Annotated in this window: 23 protein-coding genes; 6 read left to right on the forward strand and 17 right to left on the reverse strand. The window is 61.5% G+C overall.

Annotated elements, in window-relative coordinates; genetic code table 11:
• Genes NKH50_RS15120 through NKH50_RS15130 form a run of 3 tightly spaced genes read left to right on the forward strand, consistent with a single transcriptional unit; the run spans window position 1 to window position 1,880 of the window.
• Window positions 1-330, forward strand: a complete 330-nt coding sequence (locus NKH50_RS15120) for an L-rhamnose mutarotase (protein ID WP_023676093.1) — start codon at window positions 1-3, stop codon at window positions 328-330.
• The gene (locus NKH50_RS15125; RefSeq protein WP_352879599.1) at window positions 323-1,399 is read left to right on the forward strand and encodes a Gfo/Idh/MocA family protein; all 1,077 of its coding nucleotides are present in this window, start codon (window positions 323-325) and stop codon (window positions 1,397-1,399) included. The genes NKH50_RS15120 and NKH50_RS15125 overlap by 8 nt, the downstream gene beginning before the upstream one ends.
• 1 nt (window position 1,400) lies before the next feature.
• On the forward strand, window positions 1,401-1,880 hold the full coding sequence (locus NKH50_RS15130; RefSeq protein WP_352476485.1) for a MaoC/PaaZ C-terminal domain-containing protein: 480 nt from the start codon (window positions 1,401-1,403) through the stop codon (window positions 1,878-1,880).
• A gap of 240 nt (window positions 1,881-2,120) precedes the next feature.
• Here NKH50_RS15130 and NKH50_RS15135 read toward each other — a convergent pair whose 3' ends face one another.
• The 9 genes from NKH50_RS15135 to NKH50_RS15175 all read right to left on the reverse strand — a co-directional run bounded on the left by NKH50_RS15135 (window position 2,121) and on the right by NKH50_RS15175 (window position 9,956).
• Window positions 2,121-3,077, reverse strand: a complete 957-nt coding sequence (locus NKH50_RS15135) for a C-terminal binding protein (protein WP_352879601.1) — start codon at window positions 3,075-3,077, stop codon at window positions 2,121-2,123.
• A 12-nt stretch (window positions 3,078-3,089) separates the two neighbouring features.
• Window positions 3,090-3,848, reverse strand: coding sequence for an HpcH/HpaI aldolase family protein (locus tag NKH50_RS15140; protein ID WP_352804470.1), 759 nt, complete (start codon window positions 3,846-3,848; stop codon window positions 3,090-3,092).
• 41 nt (window positions 3,849-3,889) lie between these two features.
• Window positions 3,890-4,603, reverse strand: a complete 714-nt coding sequence (locus tag NKH50_RS15145) for a hypothetical protein (RefSeq protein ID WP_352879603.1) — start codon at window positions 4,601-4,603, stop codon at window positions 3,890-3,892.
• A gap of 26 nt (window positions 4,604-4,629) precedes the next feature.
• Window positions 4,630-5,940 carry a TRAP transporter large permease gene (locus NKH50_RS15150; RefSeq protein ID WP_254818782.1) on the reverse strand — a complete coding sequence of 437 codons (1,311 nt, stop codon included), beginning with the start codon at window positions 5,938-5,940 and terminating at the stop codon, window positions 4,630-4,632.
• A 3-nt stretch (window positions 5,941-5,943) separates the two neighbouring features.
• Complete coding sequence (locus tag NKH50_RS15155) at window positions 5,944-6,456, reverse strand: TRAP transporter small permease (protein WP_352645270.1); 513 nt, start codon at window positions 6,454-6,456, stop codon at window positions 5,944-5,946.
• A gap of 77 nt (window positions 6,457-6,533) precedes the next feature.
• Window positions 6,534-7,511: a TRAP transporter substrate-binding protein DctP gene (gene dctP / locus NKH50_RS15160; protein ID WP_352879606.1), complete on the reverse strand. Its 978-nt coding sequence runs from the start codon at window positions 7,509-7,511 to the stop codon at window positions 6,534-6,536.
• A gap of 89 nt (window positions 7,512-7,600) precedes the next feature.
• Window positions 7,601-8,146, reverse strand: coding sequence for a flavin reductase family protein (locus NKH50_RS15165; protein WP_352688599.1), 546 nt, complete (start codon window positions 8,144-8,146; stop codon window positions 7,601-7,603).
• A complete protein-coding gene (locus NKH50_RS15170; protein WP_352505404.1) occupies window positions 8,146-9,243 on the reverse strand; it encodes an LLM class flavin-dependent oxidoreductase in 1,098 nt (365 codons plus the stop codon). Before NKH50_RS15170 ends, NKH50_RS15165 begins: the two co-directional genes overlap by 1 nt.
• Window positions 9,240-9,956 carry a GntR family transcriptional regulator gene (locus tag NKH50_RS15175; protein WP_352804456.1) on the reverse strand — a complete coding sequence of 239 codons (717 nt, stop codon included), beginning with the start codon at window positions 9,954-9,956 and terminating at the stop codon, window positions 9,240-9,242. Before NKH50_RS15175 ends, NKH50_RS15170 begins: the two co-directional genes overlap by 4 nt.
• Before the next feature lie 443 nt (window positions 9,957-10,399).
• Here NKH50_RS15175 and NKH50_RS15180 point away from each other — a divergent pair, with 443 nt between their 5' ends.
• Window positions 10,400-10,666, forward strand: a complete 267-nt coding sequence (locus NKH50_RS15180; protein ID WP_352505406.1) for a hypothetical protein — start codon at window positions 10,400-10,402, stop codon at window positions 10,664-10,666.
• 42 nt (window positions 10,667-10,708) lie between these two features.
• Here the strand turns inward: NKH50_RS15180 and NKH50_RS15185 are convergent, their stop codons facing one another.
• The 7 genes from NKH50_RS15185 to NKH50_RS15215 all read right to left on the reverse strand — a co-directional run bounded on the left by NKH50_RS15185 (window position 10,709) and on the right by NKH50_RS15215 (window position 15,856).
• Window positions 10,709-10,927: a hypothetical protein gene (locus tag NKH50_RS15185; protein ID WP_352590409.1), complete on the reverse strand. Its 219-nt coding sequence runs from the start codon at window positions 10,925-10,927 to the stop codon at window positions 10,709-10,711.
• 3 nt (window positions 10,928-10,930) lie between these two features.
• A complete protein-coding gene (locus NKH50_RS15190; RefSeq protein ID WP_254818788.1) occupies window positions 10,931-11,116 on the reverse strand; it encodes a hypothetical protein in 186 nt (61 codons plus the stop codon).
• Between the two features lie 137 nt (window positions 11,117-11,253).
• Window positions 11,254-11,466, reverse strand: coding sequence for a hypothetical protein (locus tag NKH50_RS15195; protein ID WP_352879609.1), 213 nt, complete (start codon window positions 11,464-11,466; stop codon window positions 11,254-11,256).
• Between the two features lie 93 nt (window positions 11,467-11,559).
• A complete protein-coding gene (locus NKH50_RS15200) occupies window positions 11,560-11,997 on the reverse strand; it encodes a GFA family protein (RefSeq protein ID WP_352879611.1) in 438 nt (145 codons plus the stop codon).
• Between the two features lie 27 nt (window positions 11,998-12,024).
• Window positions 12,025-12,243, reverse strand: coding sequence for a hypothetical protein (locus NKH50_RS15205; protein ID WP_254818791.1), 219 nt, complete (start codon window positions 12,241-12,243; stop codon window positions 12,025-12,027).
• Window positions 12,244-12,395: 152 nt separating this feature from the next.
• Window positions 12,396-12,737 carry a response regulator gene (locus NKH50_RS15210; protein WP_352505411.1) on the reverse strand — a complete coding sequence of 114 codons (342 nt, stop codon included), beginning with the start codon at window positions 12,735-12,737 and terminating at the stop codon, window positions 12,396-12,398.
• Window positions 12,738-12,751: 14 nt separating this feature from the next.
• The gene (locus NKH50_RS15215) at window positions 12,752-15,856 is read right to left on the reverse strand and encodes a CheR family methyltransferase (protein WP_352701896.1); all 3,105 of its coding nucleotides are present in this window, start codon (window positions 15,854-15,856) and stop codon (window positions 12,752-12,754) included.
• A 166-nt stretch (window positions 15,857-16,022) separates the two neighbouring features.
• Between NKH50_RS15215 and NKH50_RS15220 the strand changes: the two genes are divergently transcribed.
• Together NKH50_RS15220 and NKH50_RS15225 are read left to right on the forward strand one after the other, a co-directional pair.
• A complete protein-coding gene (locus tag NKH50_RS15220) occupies window positions 16,023-16,220 on the forward strand; it encodes a hypothetical protein (protein ID WP_352505413.1) in 198 nt (65 codons plus the stop codon).
• Window position 16,221: 1 nt separating this feature from the next.
• Entirely contained in the window at window positions 16,222-16,818 is a 597-nt protein-coding gene (locus tag NKH50_RS15225) for a response regulator (RefSeq protein ID WP_352505414.1), read from the forward strand.
• Between the two features lie 29 nt (window positions 16,819-16,847).
• Here NKH50_RS15225 and NKH50_RS15230 read toward each other — a convergent pair whose 3' ends face one another.
• A complete protein-coding gene (locus tag NKH50_RS15230) occupies window positions 16,848-17,120 on the reverse strand; it encodes a hypothetical protein (protein WP_352505415.1) in 273 nt (90 codons plus the stop codon).
• Window positions 17,121-17,191 lie beyond the last annotated feature (71 nt).

A 17,191-nucleotide genomic window follows, 5' to 3' on the forward strand; every position in this document is an offset into this window, starting at 1 on the left:
ATGCAGCGAATGGGAATGGTGCTCGGTCTCAAGCCGGAGAAAGTCGCCGAGTATGTGCGCCTTCACGCTGCCGTCTGGCCGGACGTCCTCAAGATGATTTCCGCCTGCAACATCAAGAATTATTCGATCTATCTGAGGGAGCCGGAGCACCTTTTGTTCAGCACCTTCGAGTACCACGGCACCGACTATGCCGCCGACATGGCCAAGATGGCTGCCGATCCCACGACGCAGGAATGGTGGGCGCTGTGCATGCCATGCCAGGAGCCGCTGCCGACCCGCAAGGAGGGCGAGTGGTGGGCGTCGATGGACGAAGTCTTCCACTATGACTGATGACATTTTCGATCCTGCCTCGTTTTCCCAGGCCTGGCTACAGCCCTCGAAGCCCAGGCCGATCCTGATTTTCGGCGCCGGCTCGATCGTCGGCGATGCGCATTTCCCGGCCTATGGGAAAGCCGGTTTCCCGGTTGTCGGGCTTTTCGACCCCGACTTGGCCAAGGCGGAAAAACTGGCGCAGAAATGGGGCGTCACCGCTTACCGGTCGCTCGAGGAAGCTGCGTCAATCAAGGACGCCGTCTTCGACCTGGCGACACCGCCGGCTAATCACGCCGGCGTGCTCAGGGCGCTGCCCGATGGTGCGGTGGCGCTGATCCAGAAGCCGATGGGCAGCGACCTCACCGAGGCGACCGAGATCCTCGAAATCTGCCGCTCCAAAAACCTCAGGGCCGCTGTGAATTTCCAACTCCGTTTTGCGCCGATGATGCTGGCGCTGAAGGATGCGATCGCCAAGGGCTGGCTGGGCGAAGTGGTCGATTTCGACGCATGGCTGGCGCTGGCGACACCCTGGCAGCTCTGGGAATTCCTGTTGCAGGCGCCGCGTGTCGAGATCGCCATGCATTCGATCCATTATCTCGACCTGATCCGGCAATTGCTCGGCGATCCCAAGGGGGTTCACGCCAAGACACTCGGCCACCCCGGCCATAAGGTTGCGCAAACGCGCACCAGCGCGATCCTCGACTATGGCGACACCGTGCGCTGCGCGCTGTCGATCAACCACGATCACAAATTCGGTCGAAAACACCAGGCTTGCGAATTCCGCATCTGCGGCACCGAGGGCGCCGCTTACCTCAAATTAGGCGTCAACCTCGACTATCCGCGCGGCGAGCCGGATATTCTCGAAATCTACCCCAAAGGCGGCAAGGACTGGATTGCGGTTCCACTCGTCGGCTCATGGTTTCCGGACGCCTTTGCCGGCCGCATGGCCAATGTCCAGCGCTACGCGTCGGGCGAGGACGCCGAGCTTGTCAGTTCCGTCGAGGACGGCTGGCGCACCATGGCGCTGGTCGAAGCCGCCTATCAATCGAGCGCGGCGCCGGCAACACCGATAGCGGCGAGGTCCTGACATGGAGCAGACGATCTACTTCGAGGACTACCAGATCGGGTCGTCGCGCATGACCAGCGGGCGCACCATCACCGAGACCGACTTCGTCGTCCATGCCGGCCATACCGGCGATTTCTTTCCCCACCACATGGACGCCGAGTTCATGAAGACGACGCCGTTTGGCCAGCGCATCGCCCACGGCACGCTGGTCTTTTCGGTCGGCGTCGGGCTGACGGCAAGCGTCGTCAACCCGGTTGCCTTCTCCTATGGCTACGACAGGCTGCGCTTCATCAAGCCGGTGTTCATCGGCGATACGATCCGGACCCGCACCACCATCTCGGCTAGGGAAGACGACCCGAAGCGACCCGATTCAGGCCGGGTCATCGAGCGCTGCGAGGTGATCAACCAGCATGGCGACGTGGTGTTGGTCGCCGACCACATCTACATCGTCGAGCGTCGCGACAAGCCGAGCAGAGCCTCGACGGATGGCGCTGAAACCTAAAAACAAAAAACCCGCCTTGCGACGGGTCCTCGGTGCGAGCCAGCACCATACCCAAATTAGTAGCATAGCTGCCGGCACAAAGCAAGAACAAAAATGTGGCGCTGTCGGCAAAAAATGCGAATTCACTCTTCACCCGTTCCCGTCTCTATCCGCTTGCCGAGGTCGCGCTCAAGGGCGCCTGCCCCGGACCGTAAGGTGGAACCGTCGACAGGCAGCGGATGGTGCCGACATCGGGAATGGTCACATCCGGTTGACCGGATATACCGGCTTGCCGCCGCGCAGGACCGATGCGACATCGGCAAACACCTTGTTGCGAACCTCTGCGTAAGACTGGGTCGAGTAGTGCGCCGCGTGTGGACTGACCAGGACGGTGTCCAGCGCCAGCAGCGGATTGTCGGGCGAAGGCGGCTCCCGCTCGAAAGTGTCGATGCCGGCGCCAGCCAGATGGCGATGCCGGATCAGATCCGCCAAGGCGACCTCGTCGACGAGGCCGCCGCGGGACACGTTGATGAGTATCGCCCCTTCCTTCATCCGCGACAGGGCTTGCGCCGACATGATGTTTCTGGTCTCCGGTGTCGCGGGAACGTGCAGCGAGACGATGTCGGCCCTGGCAAGCAACTCGTCGAAGCCGACCGGTTCAGCACCACCGGCCGTGATGCGCTCGGCCGGCATGTACGGGTCGTAGGCGATGATGTGGTAGCCGAATATCCGTGCCCGCTCGGCAGTCAGGCGCCCGATCTGGCCGAAGCCGATCAGGCCGATGATCTGCCTGTCGGGCCGTAGGATGCCGGCGCCATCGGTCATTGCAGCCCAGCGGCCGGCGCGCACCGCGCTGTCGAACTGCTTCAGCTTGCGCGTCAAGGCCAGGATCAGGGCCATGGCGTGGGTGCTGACTTCCACCAGATTGGCGTCCGGCACGTAGGTTACCTGAACACCGGCACGGCTGGCGGCCTCGACGTCGATCGAGTCGAGCCCAACGCCGAACCGTCCGATGACCTTGAGCCTCTTCAGTTCCGCCAAAACGCGAGCCGTAATCGGCTCTCGCAATACCATCAATGCGTCGGCGTCGCGGCAGTGTTCGATCAGGGCTTCTTCCGTGAGCAGCGTCTTTTCGACAAACTCGGCGCCCAAGCCGTCGAGGTAGCGCAACTGCTCTTCCTCGACTGACAACACGCCGTCGGTCTTGATGATCTTCATGCCAAACTCTTGCTATGAGGCGCTGCGCGCCGACGCGACACCGGCGGCAAGGCCGGCGCCGAGAAACATCGTGTCGCTGGCCAGCACGTGGAAGCTGATGCCGTGCCGCGACCATTTGCCGACATCATCCGCCGAAGGGCGAAAGATGCCGACGGCCTTGCGGGCCGTGCGCGCCGCGGCCGCGATCCTCATAATCGCGGCATTGAGCTTGTCCTGGCCGGCCGGCCCCATGGCGTCAATCGAGACCGACAGGTCGCCGGGGCCAATGAAGACCACGTCGACGCCGTCGACCTGGACGATGTCGTCGATGTTGGCGAGGCCTTCGGCCGTCTCGACCTGGATGGCGACCGTCAGGACCTCGTTGGCCGATTTTAGGTAGTCCGGAATGCTGTAGCCATAACCGGCGGCGCGGCCTGGGCCGACACCGCGTGCGCCGACCGGCGGGTAACGGCAGGCCATGACCGCCATGCGGGCTTGCTCGGCCGTGGAGACGCGCGGCACCAGGACGCCCGACGCGCCGGCGTCGAGCGCGGCCGCGATCCACTCCGGCGTGTGGCCGGGAACGCGCACCATCGCGGGAACCTTGTGGACATCGGCGGCGCGGATCAGATCTTCGAGCCGTTCGCGGCCGATCTGCGAATGCTCCCAGTCGATGCACAGGAAATCGACCCCGCTCGCGGCCGCCACTTCGACCGCCACAGGGTGCGGGATGGCGCAGAAGGTGCCGATGAGGCGATCGAGAGAGATACATTTCTTGCGAAAGTCGTACATGAAATCTCCAGAAATTTTCGACGTCGGTAAACCCTGTTTGCCTATGTGGCCCTTGACGAAGGATGCACGGCTTCCGTCGACATCGGAAAATGCCGGCTGCCGCCTGAAAACGGCGGAAAAGTGTTGTAGTCGGCGCGCATCTCCAGCCGCGCCGGCGATTGCAGCGCGTGCGTCAATGCAGCGGGACTGTCGAACATGACGCGATTGCGCTGCATATGGTCGATCCGCGGCCAGGGCAGCGAACCGCACCAATCCAGTCGCGACAGAACCTCGATGTGGCGAATGCCTGGGAAGCCCCGCATCAATTGCGGATGATGCGTCACATAGTGGTGGAGCCAGACATTCATGTCTTCGGCCGGCCCGGGATAGTGGACAAGATAGCTGCAGGGCAGCCCGGACGTCTTGACGCCAACGTCCTCGACGGGAAACGGACGCACGCACATTGCCTGTTGCGTCGGCCTCGAACCGGCGATGCTCGACAGCATGCCAGCTGCGGCAAGTGCCTGCAGATGGCCGGACGGCGCCAGCGCCGCCTCCATGTCCGCCAAGTCGTCGAAATAGAGCTGGAAGCCAAAGACCGGTGGTGGACCATCGTTGTTGAACATGTCCGTCGCCACTTCGGGCAGATAGATGTTGGCAAGCGCAAGGCCCGGCGTCGATGCAATCACACGCCGCACAGCGTCAACGTCTTCACCGGCGGTGGCCAAATTTGCCTCGCGGTCGTCATGGAAGAAGGCAAGATAGGCAAAGCGCATGTGGAGACCCTCTGGATCGAGTTCGGCTAGATCAAATTCGGAAGAAAGAGAGCGATCTGCGGAAAGAGGACAATCAGCAGGATCAGCAGAAGCGTCAGCGCGATGTAAGGCGCCGCTGACATGGCAACCGTTTTGAGCGATGTGCCTTTCGGCGCGACACCGATCATGATGAACAGCAGCAGACCAAACGGCGGCGTGGTGAAGCCGACCTCGTAGGCGAGCAGCAGGATCAGCCCAAACCATACGGGCTCGTAGCCGAATTGCTGGGCGATCGGCAGGAAGATCGGCAGCGTGATCAGCATCATCGAGACCTGATCCATGAACATGCCGAGCAGCAGGATGACGAGCACCATCATGAGCAGCATGGGATACGGTCCAAGATCGTAGCCGACGATGAACTGGATAAAGCCGTTGGAGGCGCCGGAGAAGGCGAATATCTGCGAGAACGTCGTCGAAGCCGAGATGATCAGGAAGGTCATGCCGGTGACCTTCATCGCATCGTCCAGCGACTTCCAAACAACCGACCAGCTGAACCGTCGGTAGACAAACAACAAGGCGAAAACGGCGGCACAGCCGAGGCCCGCCGATTCCGTCGGCGTCGCTATCCCAAGGATGATCGTGCCGACCACCATGAACACGATAACGCTCATCGGAATAATGTTGACGGCGACCGCCCTCACCTTCTCGGCCGCGGGAACGGCGGGCACCGGATAGTGCGGAGCGGCGTCCGGGTCGATCTTCGTCTGGGCGAAGATCAGCGCTGCGTACATGACAACGAGCAGCAGCCCGGGCAGAGCCCCCGCTATGAGCAGCGCGCCGACGTCGATCTGGGCAAGCGAGCCGAGCAAGACGGCCAGCGAGGATGGCGGGATGATGACGGCAAGGCTTCCGGCGCCAAGCACCGGGCCGTAGGCCATATGCGGCTTGTAGCCCCGCTTCAGCATCTCGGGCACCATCAGCGAGCCCATCATGCCGGTATTGGCGAGGCTCGAGCCCGACAGCGCGGAAAAGATCGTGCCGGCGGCGAGGACGACATAGGCGAGGCGTCCGCGCAGATTGCCGATGCACAGGTCGAGCGCGTAGATGACCTTCTCGCCGAGGCCGGAGCGGAAGAACAGGCTGCCCATGACAAGAAACATCGGCAGCGGGGCAAGCGCGTAGGTCGAGACAGCGTCGGAGAAGTTGGCGACCATCTGCGTCACGCCGATCGAACCGCCGAAGAACAGGTACAGCCCGATCACATTGGTGACGAAGAACGCGAAGGCGACCGGCAGCCCCAGCCCCATCAACACCAGGATGGTGCCAACGAGCACGGCGAATGGAAACAGCCAGGCCACCGGTCAGAGCCCTTCCATTTCCAGAGGATCCAGCGTGTACAGCGTGTCACGGCCGAGCAGATATCTGAGCCATTCCAGCGCCGAGAGGTAGAAGGCGAGCATGATGGGCAGAAAGACCAGCCATTTCGGCATGTCGAAGCTGCGCGTTTCATATTCGCCGCCCGCCACGGCACTGGTCAGGGACGACAGAGCGACGCTGCCGAGGTAGAGGCTGACGGCAATGCAGGCGAGATAGACCAGCTTTTCAAGCACCGCCCGTGCCCGCACCGGCAGCGCCTTGCGCAGGAACTCGACGAAGACATGGCCCTTGCTGTGGACCAGCCAGGGCATCGGCAGAAATGCCGCGTAAAGCAGGCCGTATTCCGTCGCGGATACTGCCCAGGCAAGCGGCCTCAGGCCCAGATTGCGGACGCATACATCAGCAACCACCGCGACAATGATGAGGCCAAGCACCACTTTTGCCACCGCCGCCAACGCAAGGCTCAGCTTCCCAATCGCTGCAAACAATCTGTCCATGCCCGACGACCCTCATGTCCACCTTTTGCCCTTGGCCCAGCTTTGACGGAGGGCGCACAAGGCACCCTCGGCTCGGGCTACTGAAAGAATTTCTTCAACTGATCGATGTTGGTGGGATCGCGTTTGGCCATTCTCGCCCAGCTCGCCTGCGTGGCAGCCGCCAGGAATTTGTCGCGGCCGGCGCCGGTTAAGCTGACAACCTTCTGCCCGCCGTCGATCATCGCCTGTGCCTGTTTTTCGGATTCGGCAAGGTTGGCGTCATAGCTCGCGCGCTCGTATTCGACGGCCGTGTCGGCAAGCAGCTTCTGCGCCTCGGGCGACAGCGTGTCCCATCTGGCCTTGTTGATCGAGATCAGCACGTCGGTTTTGAAGAATTGCGGATCGACACGGTATTTGGTGAATTTGTCCCAGCCGAAGGATGCATAGCCAAATACGGTATAGGCGTTGGCATTGACGACGCCGCGCTCGAGCGAGGTATAGACATCCCCCGGCGCTTGCACGATCACTGTCGCGCCCAGAGATTCGAGGAAATCGCGATAGAGCGGCGACGAACGGATCTTCAAACTGCCCCAGTCGATGCTGCCTTCATCGTTGAGCTTGGGTTCGTCGACGGTGAAGACGTTGAAGCCCGAGCCCGCGTCGACATGCGCCAGCAGATGGGCATTGGCCTTCTTCTCGAAAATTGCGCTGATGAAGTCCCAGCCGCCATTGTCGCGAACCTCCCAGGGCGTCTTCGTCGATGCGGAGAAAACCTCGCCTTCGGGCACGAGTTCGAGGAACTGCCCTGCCGGTGTGTCGATCACATCGATCAGGCCGCTCCTGAGCGCCGCGCCCTGCTGGATCGGTGGAATGACCTCCGGCCCGCCACGCACGTTGATCTGGACCACGCCCTTGCCCTTTTCGTTCACCTTTTGAACGAACTTCAGGAAGCTCTGGGCGTAGCCGTTCTGCGTCGGCGTAAAATGCACGGCGTTGAGGACGACCTCGTCGGCCATGGCGATACCCGCCACACCCGACATGAGTGCAGCCAGAACAAGGGATTTCCAAATGCGCATTGCCGTATTCCCTCTGATAGATTCACTTCGCCGGAGCCCATCATCGGGCCGATCTGAAATTGCGCGCTTCGCCGCCACACGAACGGCGGTTAGTTGACATCATCTCCTACTGTCAGGAACCGCCCATGCGCGTAGAAGACCGGCGATCGGTGAGCGCGATCCAGCGCAACGCCCGAGACGATGCCGATGACGATCATGTGCGACGCCCGCACGATGATTTCGGCCACCACGCACTCGAACATTGCCCGCGCGCCGACCAGCAAGGGCGCGCCGGTTTCGCCGCGCACCCATGATCCGGACGAGAACCGCGCGGCGCCCTTGGCTTTGGTCATGCCGCCAAAGGCACGCACAACGTTCTCCTGGTCGCCGGCGGGAAGATTGACCGAAAAAGGCAAACCTTCGCGAATGGCCGAGGCAAAGGTGCTGCCGCGGTTGACACAGGCAAGCAGCGAAGGCGGCTCGGCACTGAACGAGCAGAGAGCGGTCGCCGTGATGCCGCAAAAGCCGATCTCGTCATGCTCCGACGCGAGGATGGCGACGGAGCCCGCCACGGCCCGCATAGCCTGCTTGAACGCGCGCGGATCGATGGCGTTGTGCCCATCCACCCATAGCGTCGGAATGGCGGCGGCCGGCATCAATTTACTCGAAGCCCGGCCTGGCGCATCAGCGGCAGCACGCGGTCGCAGAAGAAGGGCAGTTCGTAGGTGTAGTTGACGAATGTGAGGGCGGCGCCGGAATAACCCTGTTCCATGATCTCGGTGAGGTCGTCGACGATCTTTTCCGGCGTGCCGATGAGCGGGAAGGTCCCGGCACCGCCGGCGAACCTCTGCCGATATTCGGTGAAGGCCTTCGCGTCATGCGAGTTCGCGAATTCCTTCTTCTTGCGCATATGCTCGTCGACGGCACCCTCGTCCGCGCATTCCAGCGCGTAGTGCCGGTAGTAGTCCTCGGCTTCCTGCTGGGTCTCCCGGCAGACGACGTGACAGACCGTATAGACGCCGACTTCGCGCCCGACTTCGGCCGCGCGGTTGGTAATGTCGACCACATGCGCACGGCCGTCGGCAATTTCGGAAAAAGTCGAAAACAGATAGTCACAGTGGCGCGCCGCGTAGTTGCGCCCCGGCGCGCCGAAGGCGGCGTTCATGGTCACCGGTCGTGGCACTTGCAAGCTTGGCGGCCGGCTAACGACACTCTTCAGATCATAGAACTCGCCGCTGAAGTCGAACGGCTCCCTCGATTGATAGGCACGCACGATGATGTTGATCCATTCCTCGGCCTGATCGTAGGTCCGCTCGCCGACCGTCTGCCCGAACATGGCGAACTCGTCCGGGTTCCAGCCGCAGACGATGTTCAAGCCGGCACGCCCGTTGGAGATGTGGTCGACCGTCGCAAGCGCTTTGGCAGCCTGCAGCGGATGAACCAGCGGCACATGCACCGTCATGAACAGGCCGATGTTTTCCGTGGCGACAGCAAGACCCGCCGCCCAGGTGAACGTCTCAAACGACCATTCCCGCACATGCGTCAAACCGCCGAAGCCGCGCCAGCGGGCGATCGGCAGCAGAAACTCGAGGCCGGCGCGGTCGGCGATGCAGGCGGAATTGAGGTTGTCTTCCCAGCGGGCACGCCAGCGCTCGGGAACGGTGGTCATTGCCAGGCCGCCATCGGCGTTCATGGAAAAGACGCCGAGCTTGAACCTGTTCGGCCCTTTCAGCGGGTGCTGCTTCCTGGTCATGGTTTCCCCCGCTGCGACATGCTCTCACCTTCACCTGTGGAATTTTGAGACGGAGGGCTCAGCTTCATGAAACGCTCCTCGGCGTTCTGAATGAAGTGGGTCATGCGGTCGTAAGCGGCGACGGCGTCGCGCTTGACGAACGCCTCATAGATTGCGCGCATGCCGGCCACGACGACGGCCTGCGTCGGCTGGTGCGACAGCGTCCTTAAACGGACGACGAGGACATGATCGGCGAACCTTGCAATGGTTTGTGAAAGGCGCTCGTTCTCGACAGCGCCGAGCCAGCAATTCCTGAATGCCGAATTGGCCTGGAAAAAGCGGTCGGCATCGCCGGCGGCGGCCGCAGCCTCCGCCTCCCGAAGCGCGGCCGCAAGCGTCTTGAGGCCAGCGGCGTCGAGTGTCCGCGCAGCGTGTGCGGCGGCCCGCGGCTCGAGCAAGCGGCGGACCTCGAAGATGTCGGCGACATCCGTTGCGGTAAGCGTGGGCAGCGTGAAGCCGCGTGTGGTGCCGACGAGATAGCCCTCATGCACCAACTGCATCAAGGCGTCGCGGACAGGCATTCTGGAAATACCGAGCTGGGCGGCAATGTCGACATCTACGAGCTTCTGGCCAGGCGCCAATTCGCCATGCTGTATGGTCAGACGGATTTGTTGATAGACCTGGGCACGCAGATTGCCATCGCCAACCCGTTTGAGCTCTATCGTTTCCGTCATCCACGCCTTCCCCTGCGAAGATTTCGTATATCGTTTGAGGCTGGTGTTCTCGCAGTGATCGTTGAAATGCAGCTACATATCGAGAGAATTCGACCTGCAGGCCACGTTCCAATGCGAAGTGGAGCACAGGCTGGATCGCCTGGCAAGATGTTTTAAGTTTATAATGTATACTGTTTAGGTTCGTTGTCCGGAGGGCAGAGGGTCACGCCATCCGTGCGGTCGCGCCGCGCGACGCGGGGAGAGCCAGCGATCCGCGCGGTTCGGTAAAAAACGTACAGACGTTTTCCCGTGACACATCGAGGCTGGCGGATTTAACTAAAAATACTTGCGATCTGCGCGTGCCGGCACGCCCACCCGATCCCCTCGCCGGTGCGCATTACTGGATCGCCCGCCGTATCGAAAGGTGCGGCGGGCTTTTGGTTTCGTTTGGCGGGGAGGCGCTTATGCGAGACTTGCCTAGGGATATCGACGCAGACGTCGTGATCGAAATCAGCAAGCTGCTCGACGACCGGGCGAAGTCCGTGCCGGTGCCGGTGCACAAGCTGGCGGCGATGATCCGGCTGGGCGTCGAGACGCGTCTGACCAATCACTCCATCGAAGAGCTGATCGTAGAGATGGCCGCGACGCGAGGGCTTCCGATGCTGTTTGATTTGCCGGCGGCAAATGTCGACAATGTCGTTCCGTTCGCCTCGGCGCGCCGTCCCCGCTGAAATTTCAGCTCGAGCCACCGATCTTCGCGTCGCCACCCGATTTCACTTGCCCTGATGCGCAGGCCGGGTGTCGCCTTTCTTTTCGGGGTCGTGGGTATGGTGGCTGTCGCGTTCGCCGCCGCCACCGGAGACCTTGCTGTGGCTGCGCCGGTCGGAATCGGCCGGCGGCTTTTCGACGCTCAGCGGCTTCTTGGCGTTTTCGTGCGCCGCGCCGGGACCACCCTGGCGGATGCTGGCAGGAGTCTTCTTCGACGTGGACATGACCTAGCGATCCTGGACGTTGCCTTGATGGGTGGTGTTGACCTTCGTATTGCCTTGCTGGCCCTGCTTGTCGGGATCCGGCACGGTCGATTGGCCGTGCGGTGCTTGGTCGGCGGCTACCGGTTTTTTGTCACCGGCTCCTTTTGGGCTCAGATTCTCCGGTGGAACAGGGGGAGGTTTTGTGCTCATGGCGTTTCTCCTTCCGCCACCCAAACAAGCGGGTCGGGAGAAAAGTTCCAGATGGCCCGGTCCGAACGGCAATTGCTGCGAATAGCCGGGCCAGCAGGCCGTGGCTTGGGCCGGCGGAAGGCCTGCGCAATCCAGGATTATTTCTTGATGATGGTTCCGTTGTTCAGATCGAAGGCCTGGGCACCGAAAGCCTGTTTATAGAAATCCTCCTGCAGCTCGCCCCATTCGCCGAGATAGGCGCCGCAATTGCTGCAATAGATCGGCGTCGAATCCTTCGGGTCGTCGGGAATATCCATCAGGATCGTCCCGCACGCCTTGCAATCGAGCTTGTCATCCAAACGGCGGCTCATCGGCCGATAATTGCGCGTTTTCGGCCCCGCGCCAACTGTCGTTTTCGTACGCAGCCCCGATGGCACGTCTTCCAACTTGCAACGGACCCCAGGCTAGCGTTCCGCCGGATTTCCGAAGGTCGGATCTCGCCGCCTCGAATACGTCCCCACCCGCGGCAGCTCGTCTGGAAAGTCGACCCAGGGCAACCTCATGTCCCAGTATGCATGGGCCTGTGGCGGAAACCGTTCGGGGTGATCGAGAAAGCCGATTGCCAGATAGAGTTCGTCGGGCAACCCTTGGTCGACATAGCCGATCGATGTCCCGCAATCCGCGCAGAAGGACCGGAGCACGCCGGAGGTTTTCGAAAAGGTCCTCGGCGTGCCGGTGAGCAACGTGAATTCGGAAGGCCGATAACCGACCCACACCGTCAGAGGGCTTCCTATCGCCTTGCGACAGTCGTCATCGTGATCGGAGCAAATCCAGAAAGGCTCGCCGCGCATCTCCGCGGTTATGGCGCCGCAAAAACAGGAGGCCGTTTCAGTTCGTGGCATTGGTTAACTTCGTTGCTGGACCGGCCTTCATTGCTGGCCTGGCATTTCGGTATTTTCCTTGGGGTTCTTCTTGATGCCGGCGGCAGGCGAGGTATCGGCCGGAGCATTGCCACCCTGGTTCTGTTCAGGGGCTCTTTTGAGCGGGGAGGTTTGCCAGCCCATATCGCCGTACAAAAAGCCTATGAGAAAGCCGACGATGATAATGGCCGAAATCACCATCGCAATTAACGCGTTACGTCGCTCCATTTCGCGCGGCTCCTTTCTTCGAGCCGAACAAACGATGGCGGAAATGGTTCCGGAAGGCCTCGACCCGGAATCGGCGGCGGCAGGCTGGCACCTCGCTGCCCCACCGACAAGCCGCTGGATTGAAAAGGCGGGCCCGCTGGAACGACAGGAATTCAGCCGGCGCGCGCGAGTTCATCTACGGCATTCAAAATCGCACTTTGGCTCGCCGGCTTCTGCACGATCCTGCAAGCGCGGAACCCGGCTGGAATTTCGCGTTCGCCGTACCCGGAGAGGAAGGCGAACGGAACACCGCGCGTTTGCAACGCTTCCGCGATCGGATAGCTGGTTTCGTCGTTCAACTGGATATCCAACAACGCCGCGTCGATGCCGCCTTCGCCAACGAGCCGAAGTGCTGCCGTTACCGACGAAACCGGTCCAACCACCTGATGGCCGGCTTTGCGCAGGTAAGCCGCCGCGTCGTCGGCGATCAGCCATTCATCCTCGACGATCAGCACACGCACCTTTCCGGTCACGACGAGCCCTCGCGGGTCAGAGGGAATGCAATTTCCGCCTCCAAACCATTTGAGCGGAAAGTTGTTTCAATTTTTCCGCCCAGCCTGTAGCCGATTTCTCCGCGCAGAAGGGTAAGGCCGAAGCCGCTGTCGGTTGGCTCCTTGATGCGGGGGCCGCCCTTCTCGCGCCAGACGAGCTTGAAGGTTCCATCCACCACCGACCATTTCACAATTATCCGCCCGGCAGGCTTCGACAGTGCGCCATATTTAGCGGCATTGGTCGCCAGTTCATGGATTGCCATGCCGAACGAAAGCCCCTGTACAGGCTTGAGGCTTACCCGCTTGCCATCGAGCTCGAACCGTTCGGCCCCGAAGGGACCAAGCTCCTGGCGCAGCAGTTCCTCGACGGAGGCTTCCGTCCAGCTTTCGCGCGAGAGCAGACTGTAGGCTCGTGACATTGCATGCAGACGGCCGATCAAAGCTTCAGCGAACTCGTCTTTTGACGCCGAGTATTCCCGCGTCCGGTTGGTGATGCTGGCGACAACCGCCAGCATGTTCTTGACGCGATGGTTCAGCTCCGAGATGAGCACCTGCTGACGCTCTTCCGCCTGCGCCAGTGTCGTCACGTCGATCAGTGTCACGACCACGCCTTGGATGCTGCCGCCTTTGTCCCGGTAAGGGTTGATGCGGACCAGGTAGAACCGGCCCTTGTCGTCGCGCGCAAGGTGATGGTTCAGGGTCTCTCCCGTCTCGAACACCGCCTGGATGTGCCGCTTCAACTCGGGGTAGTCGAGTTGGCTCGAAAGATCGGTCAGCGGTCGGCCGACATCTGACGGACGCAAGTTGAAGAACGACGACGCGGCAGGAGTAAAGGTTCGCACCACAAGGTTGCGGTCGAGGAAGATGGTGGCGATTTCCGTGCTTTCGAACAAGTTTCTGAGATCGCTGTTGGCGCGATCGAGTTCCTCTATCTTGCCGGTCAGTTCCGCATTGATGGTGTTGAGCTCTTCGTTGAGCGACTGCATTTCCTCCTTCGAGGCCTCAAGCTCCTCATTCGTCGACTGTGCCTCTTCATTGACGGAGACGAGTTCCTCGTTCGAAGATTTTACTTCCTCCAGCGCGGTTTCGTACTCCTCGATGGTCGACTGCAGCCGCTCGCGCGTGTCGCGCAACTCCCGTTCGAGATCGGCCGCGTCGTCTGTGCCGCGGCTTTCGCGGGCCGGATCGGAGCGTATCTGGGCCTGCCCCACCGGATTGAACAGGACGAGGTAGAGGGGCTCGCCATTGCTGCGTTCCGTGTACGGCTCGACTGTCAGTGTAATGAACTGAAGCTGTCCGTCGTCTTCTTCGACCGCTATGTTCTCCCGCACGACCGTGCGGCGCGTCGTTGCTGCTTCCCGCAACGCGGCGCGCATCTCAAGTCTCAGCCCGCGGCGGGCCAAGGTCAGCAACTGCCGGCTCGGGGCACCTTGCGGCGCTTCCAGATATTTACCCGTCCGCCCCGAATAGTAGACGACGTCGCCATCGCCATTGACCAGCACGTGAGGCGGGGCGAACCGCTCCAGCACCTGAGCCTCGATTGCCTGGCGCAGCGAATGGCTCGCGCCATCGTTTTTTGAGCCACGGCGTCCCGCCGGCAGGGCAGCTGTGAAGCCATTGCCGATCAGGACCGGCGGTCGCGGCGTGGCATGTTCCCGCGCCTGGAATATCCGCTGCTTTTTATCGACCGTGGCGAACAGGTCGCCGTGCTGACCGACGCTTTCCGAGGTGCCGAGGAACAGATAACCGCCCGGCCTCAGCGCATAGTGGAAGATCGGGACGACCCGGTTCTGGATCTGCGGGCCGAAATAGATCAACAGGTTGCGGCACGAAATCATATCCATACGCGAGAACGGAGGATCGCGGATGACGCTGTGCGGGGAAAAAATGCAGAGTTCGCGCACCTCTTTGGCCAGCACATAGCTCTCGCCGTCGCTGTGGAAAAAGCGTTGCCTGCGCTGTGGCGATAGCCCGTGCAGCAGCGCTTCGGGATAACGCGCCGCACGCGCCACCGCGAGCGCCGGCTCGTCGATGTCGGTCGCGAATATCTGGACGCGCGGCGGCGCGGGAAGTTTCTCCATGCGCTCGCGCATCAGCATGCCGATCGAGAACACCTCCTCGCCGGTGGCGCAGCCGGGCACCCAGACACGCACCGCATCGGACGCGTTCCTGCCCTCGAAAATCTGCGGTATGATCTTGTCCTCCAGCAATTTGAACGCTTCGGCGTCCCGAAAAAAGCTGGTGACATTGATGAGCAGGTCGCGAAACAGCTTCGCCACCTCGTCGGGATCCCTCTTCAGCCGTTCTATGTAGGTGCTGATCGACTGTAGCTGCGTTATCTGCATGCGCCGCTTTACGCGACGCAGGAACGTCTTGGCCTTGTAGCCGGAAAAGTCGTGACCGGAATGGCTGCGCAAAATGGCGTAGATTTCATCGCGGGCTCGATCTATCTCGGCCTTGCGTTCGTCGTCCGCTTCGGTCAGGCCGTTCAGCACGTCGAAACCGCGGACAAACGCCTGAAGCTTTGCACCGATCTGCTCGGCGGGCGCCGCTATGTCGATCAGGCCGCTCGAAATCGCGCTCTGCGGCATATCTGGATTGCGGGGGCCGGAACCGTTGGAGGCCTGGGCAATGGTCAGCCCGCCATGCTCCTTGATGGCCCTGGCGCCAAGCGTGCCGTCCGAATCGCCACCCGACAAAATAATGCCGACGGCATACTCGCCCTGGTCCTCGGCCAATGCGCTGAAGAAGATATCGATCGGCTTGCGCTCGCGGTTGAGCGTGTTCGGCCGGCGCAGCGAAAGCGCGCCCTTACGGATGGTGAGGACGACGTTTTGCGGCATCACATAGACCTGGTCGGGTTGGACCGCTGCCCCCTCCTCGGCCACCAAGACCGGCATTTCGGTGTAACGTCGGATGACCTCGTGCAGCAGGCTTTCCCGCTCCGGGCTGAGATGCGTGACGACGACGAACGCCATGCCGGTGTCGCCGGTCAGCCCTTTGAACAGGCCCTCCATCGCGGGAATGCCGCCGGCCGATGCGCCGACCCCGACTATGGGAAATCTTCCATTCTGGGATGCCACGCCAAGCCCCTGGTAACAGCCGCAAACACAAAGCCGTCAAATCGGGCCTTAGACCCAAATCGCGCCTCAGATTAAGACCGGGCCGAGCCTGAGGCCAGTAAATAGTCCACCAACGGAACAAAGTACCGCCGGTGGGCATTAACATTTGACTTTGGAGGCGGTTCCAATGGCAAAACGATCACCTGAAATAAAGCCGGCCAAGCGAATTCTGTTGCCCTCGCCGGATCTGACCAAGTTCCCGGTATCTGAAAACATTCCGGCTCGCCTGCTCGCGCTCGCGGAACGGTTGCAAGAGGTATTGGAGCGCCACTTTGCAGAAGTCCGCGCCGACAAGCGTAGATCCCGCAGAAAGAAGGAACAATGAGGTGCGCGACCTGCAAGGCCTGCATATCCTGATCGTCGAGGACGAATGGATGCTGGCGGGGGATCTTGCACGTTATTTCAGCAAGATGGGCGCCGTGGTGCTTGGCCCGGTAGCGACGGTGGAACAGGCATCGAAACATACGGACGAGGCCGAAGCCGCGATCCTGGACATCAATCTCAACGGACGACGGGTATTTCCGATCGCCGACGAACTGATGCGCCGTGGCGTGCCGTTCGTGTTTTTCAGCGGCGATGAAGACATCGTTATTCCCGAGCGGCTTCGGTATGCCAGCAGCCTCCGAAAATCCTCGGACGCCCAGGCTGTTTTCGACGCTCTCTTTCCAGCCGAGACGTCGGCATCGACAGGAGGTCGAGCGTCGGAGCCCTCGGACGACGTATTTTCGCTGCTGCCTAAGCTCAGGCTCGCGGCGCGCCTGCTGCTGGGAGATGTCGAGGCCTCCGACCGGCTGGTCGAGCGGACGCTCGAACAGGCTATCGGCGAAATCGACCGGAGACCATCCGGCTCCTCCACCGAGGACTGGCTCAACGGCATCATGCGAAACATCGTCAGGGCACGTGGAGCGAACCTGCTGCACTGACCGCGGCAGTTGCCGGCAATCAGACGAGGTCAGCCTTTCCGGTTGCGTTCGACGAATTTGTTGAAGCGGCTGGTTTTGCCGCCGCTGGTCTCTTCCTGGTAGAGGAAGGCCAGTTCGTTCTCGTCGAATATCCTGAAGAACTCGTCCCATTCGACAGGCTCGAACGTTTCTTCAGGCTCGCCGAAGTCGATGCGCAGTATGCCGCCCTCGCCCTTGGTGCGCACCACCGCCGGCCGGCCATCGCGATCCTCGGCCCAACGGCGGATTTCATCATGATCGGTGGTCGTCTTCGATTCAGACATTCCAATCTCCCTTCGATTCCACCGCACACCGCGAGATCCCGGTCTGCCTCGTACAACCAGCAGATGCATTG

The sequence above is a fragment of the Mesorhizobium sp. M1027 genome (assembly GCF_040318745.1).
Classification (GTDB): Bacteria; Pseudomonadota; Alphaproteobacteria; order Rhizobiales; family Rhizobiaceae; genus Mesorhizobium.

Excerpts from the sequence above, each read along its gene's own strand:
- NKH50_RS15220 (WP_352505413.1), top strand. The coding sequence starts at position 16,023 with ATGGCAAAACGATCACCTGAAATAAAGCCGGCCAAGCGAATTCTGTTG.
- NKH50_RS15200 (WP_352879611.1), bottom strand. The coding sequence starts at position 11,997 with ATGCCACGAACTGAAACGGCCTCCTGTTTTTGCGGCGCCATAACCGCG.
- dctP (WP_352879606.1), bottom strand. The coding sequence starts at position 7,511 with ATGCGCATTTGGAAATCCCTTGTTCTGGCTGCACTCATGTCGGGTGTG.
- NKH50_RS15205 (WP_254818791.1), bottom strand. The coding sequence starts at position 12,243 with ATGGAGCGACGTAACGCGTTAATTGCGATGGTGATTTCGGCCATTATC.
- NKH50_RS15180 (WP_352505406.1), top strand. The coding sequence starts at position 10,400 with ATGCGAGACTTGCCTAGGGATATCGACGCAGACGTCGTGATCGAAATC.
- NKH50_RS15140 (WP_352804470.1), bottom strand. The coding sequence starts at position 3,848 with ATGTACGACTTTCGCAAGAAATGTATCTCTCTCGATCGCCTCATCGGC.
- NKH50_RS15185 (WP_352590409.1), bottom strand. The coding sequence starts at position 10,927 with ATGTCCACGTCGAAGAAGACTCCTGCCAGCATCCGCCAGGGTGGTCCC.
- NKH50_RS15170 (WP_352505404.1), bottom strand. The coding sequence starts at position 9,243 with ATGACCAGGAAGCAGCACCCGCTGAAAGGGCCGAACAGGTTCAAGCTC.
- NKH50_RS15165 (WP_352688599.1), bottom strand. The coding sequence starts at position 8,146 with ATGCCGGCCGCCGCCATTCCGACGCTATGGGTGGATGGGCACAACGCC.
- NKH50_RS15145 (WP_352879603.1), bottom strand. The coding sequence starts at position 4,603 with ATGCGCTTTGCCTATCTTGCCTTCTTCCATGACGACCGCGAGGCAAAT.
- NKH50_RS15120 (WP_023676093.1), top strand. The coding sequence starts at position 1 with ATGCAGCGAATGGGAATGGTGCTCGGTCTCAAGCCGGAGAAAGTCGCC.
- NKH50_RS15130 (WP_352476485.1), top strand. The coding sequence starts at position 1,401 with ATGGAGCAGACGATCTACTTCGAGGACTACCAGATCGGGTCGTCGCGC.
- NKH50_RS15195 (WP_352879609.1), bottom strand. The coding sequence starts at position 11,466 with ATGAGCCGCCGTTTGGATGACAAGCTCGATTGCAAGGCGTGCGGGACG.
- NKH50_RS15190 (WP_254818788.1), bottom strand. The coding sequence starts at position 11,116 with ATGAGCACAAAACCTCCCCCTGTTCCACCGGAGAATCTGAGCCCAAAA.
- NKH50_RS15135 (WP_352879601.1), bottom strand. The coding sequence starts at position 3,077 with ATGAAGATCATCAAGACCGACGGCGTGTTGTCAGTCGAGGAAGAGCAG.
- NKH50_RS15155 (WP_352645270.1), bottom strand. The coding sequence starts at position 6,456 with ATGGACAGATTGTTTGCAGCGATTGGGAAGCTGAGCCTTGCGTTGGCG.
- NKH50_RS15175 (WP_352804456.1), bottom strand. The coding sequence starts at position 9,956 with ATGACGGAAACGATAGAGCTCAAACGGGTTGGCGATGGCAATCTGCGT.
- NKH50_RS15230 (WP_352505415.1), bottom strand. The coding sequence starts at position 17,120 with ATGTCTGAATCGAAGACGACCACCGATCATGATGAAATCCGCCGTTGG.
- NKH50_RS15125 (WP_352879599.1), top strand. The coding sequence starts at position 323 with ATGACTGATGACATTTTCGATCCTGCCTCGTTTTCCCAGGCCTGGCTA.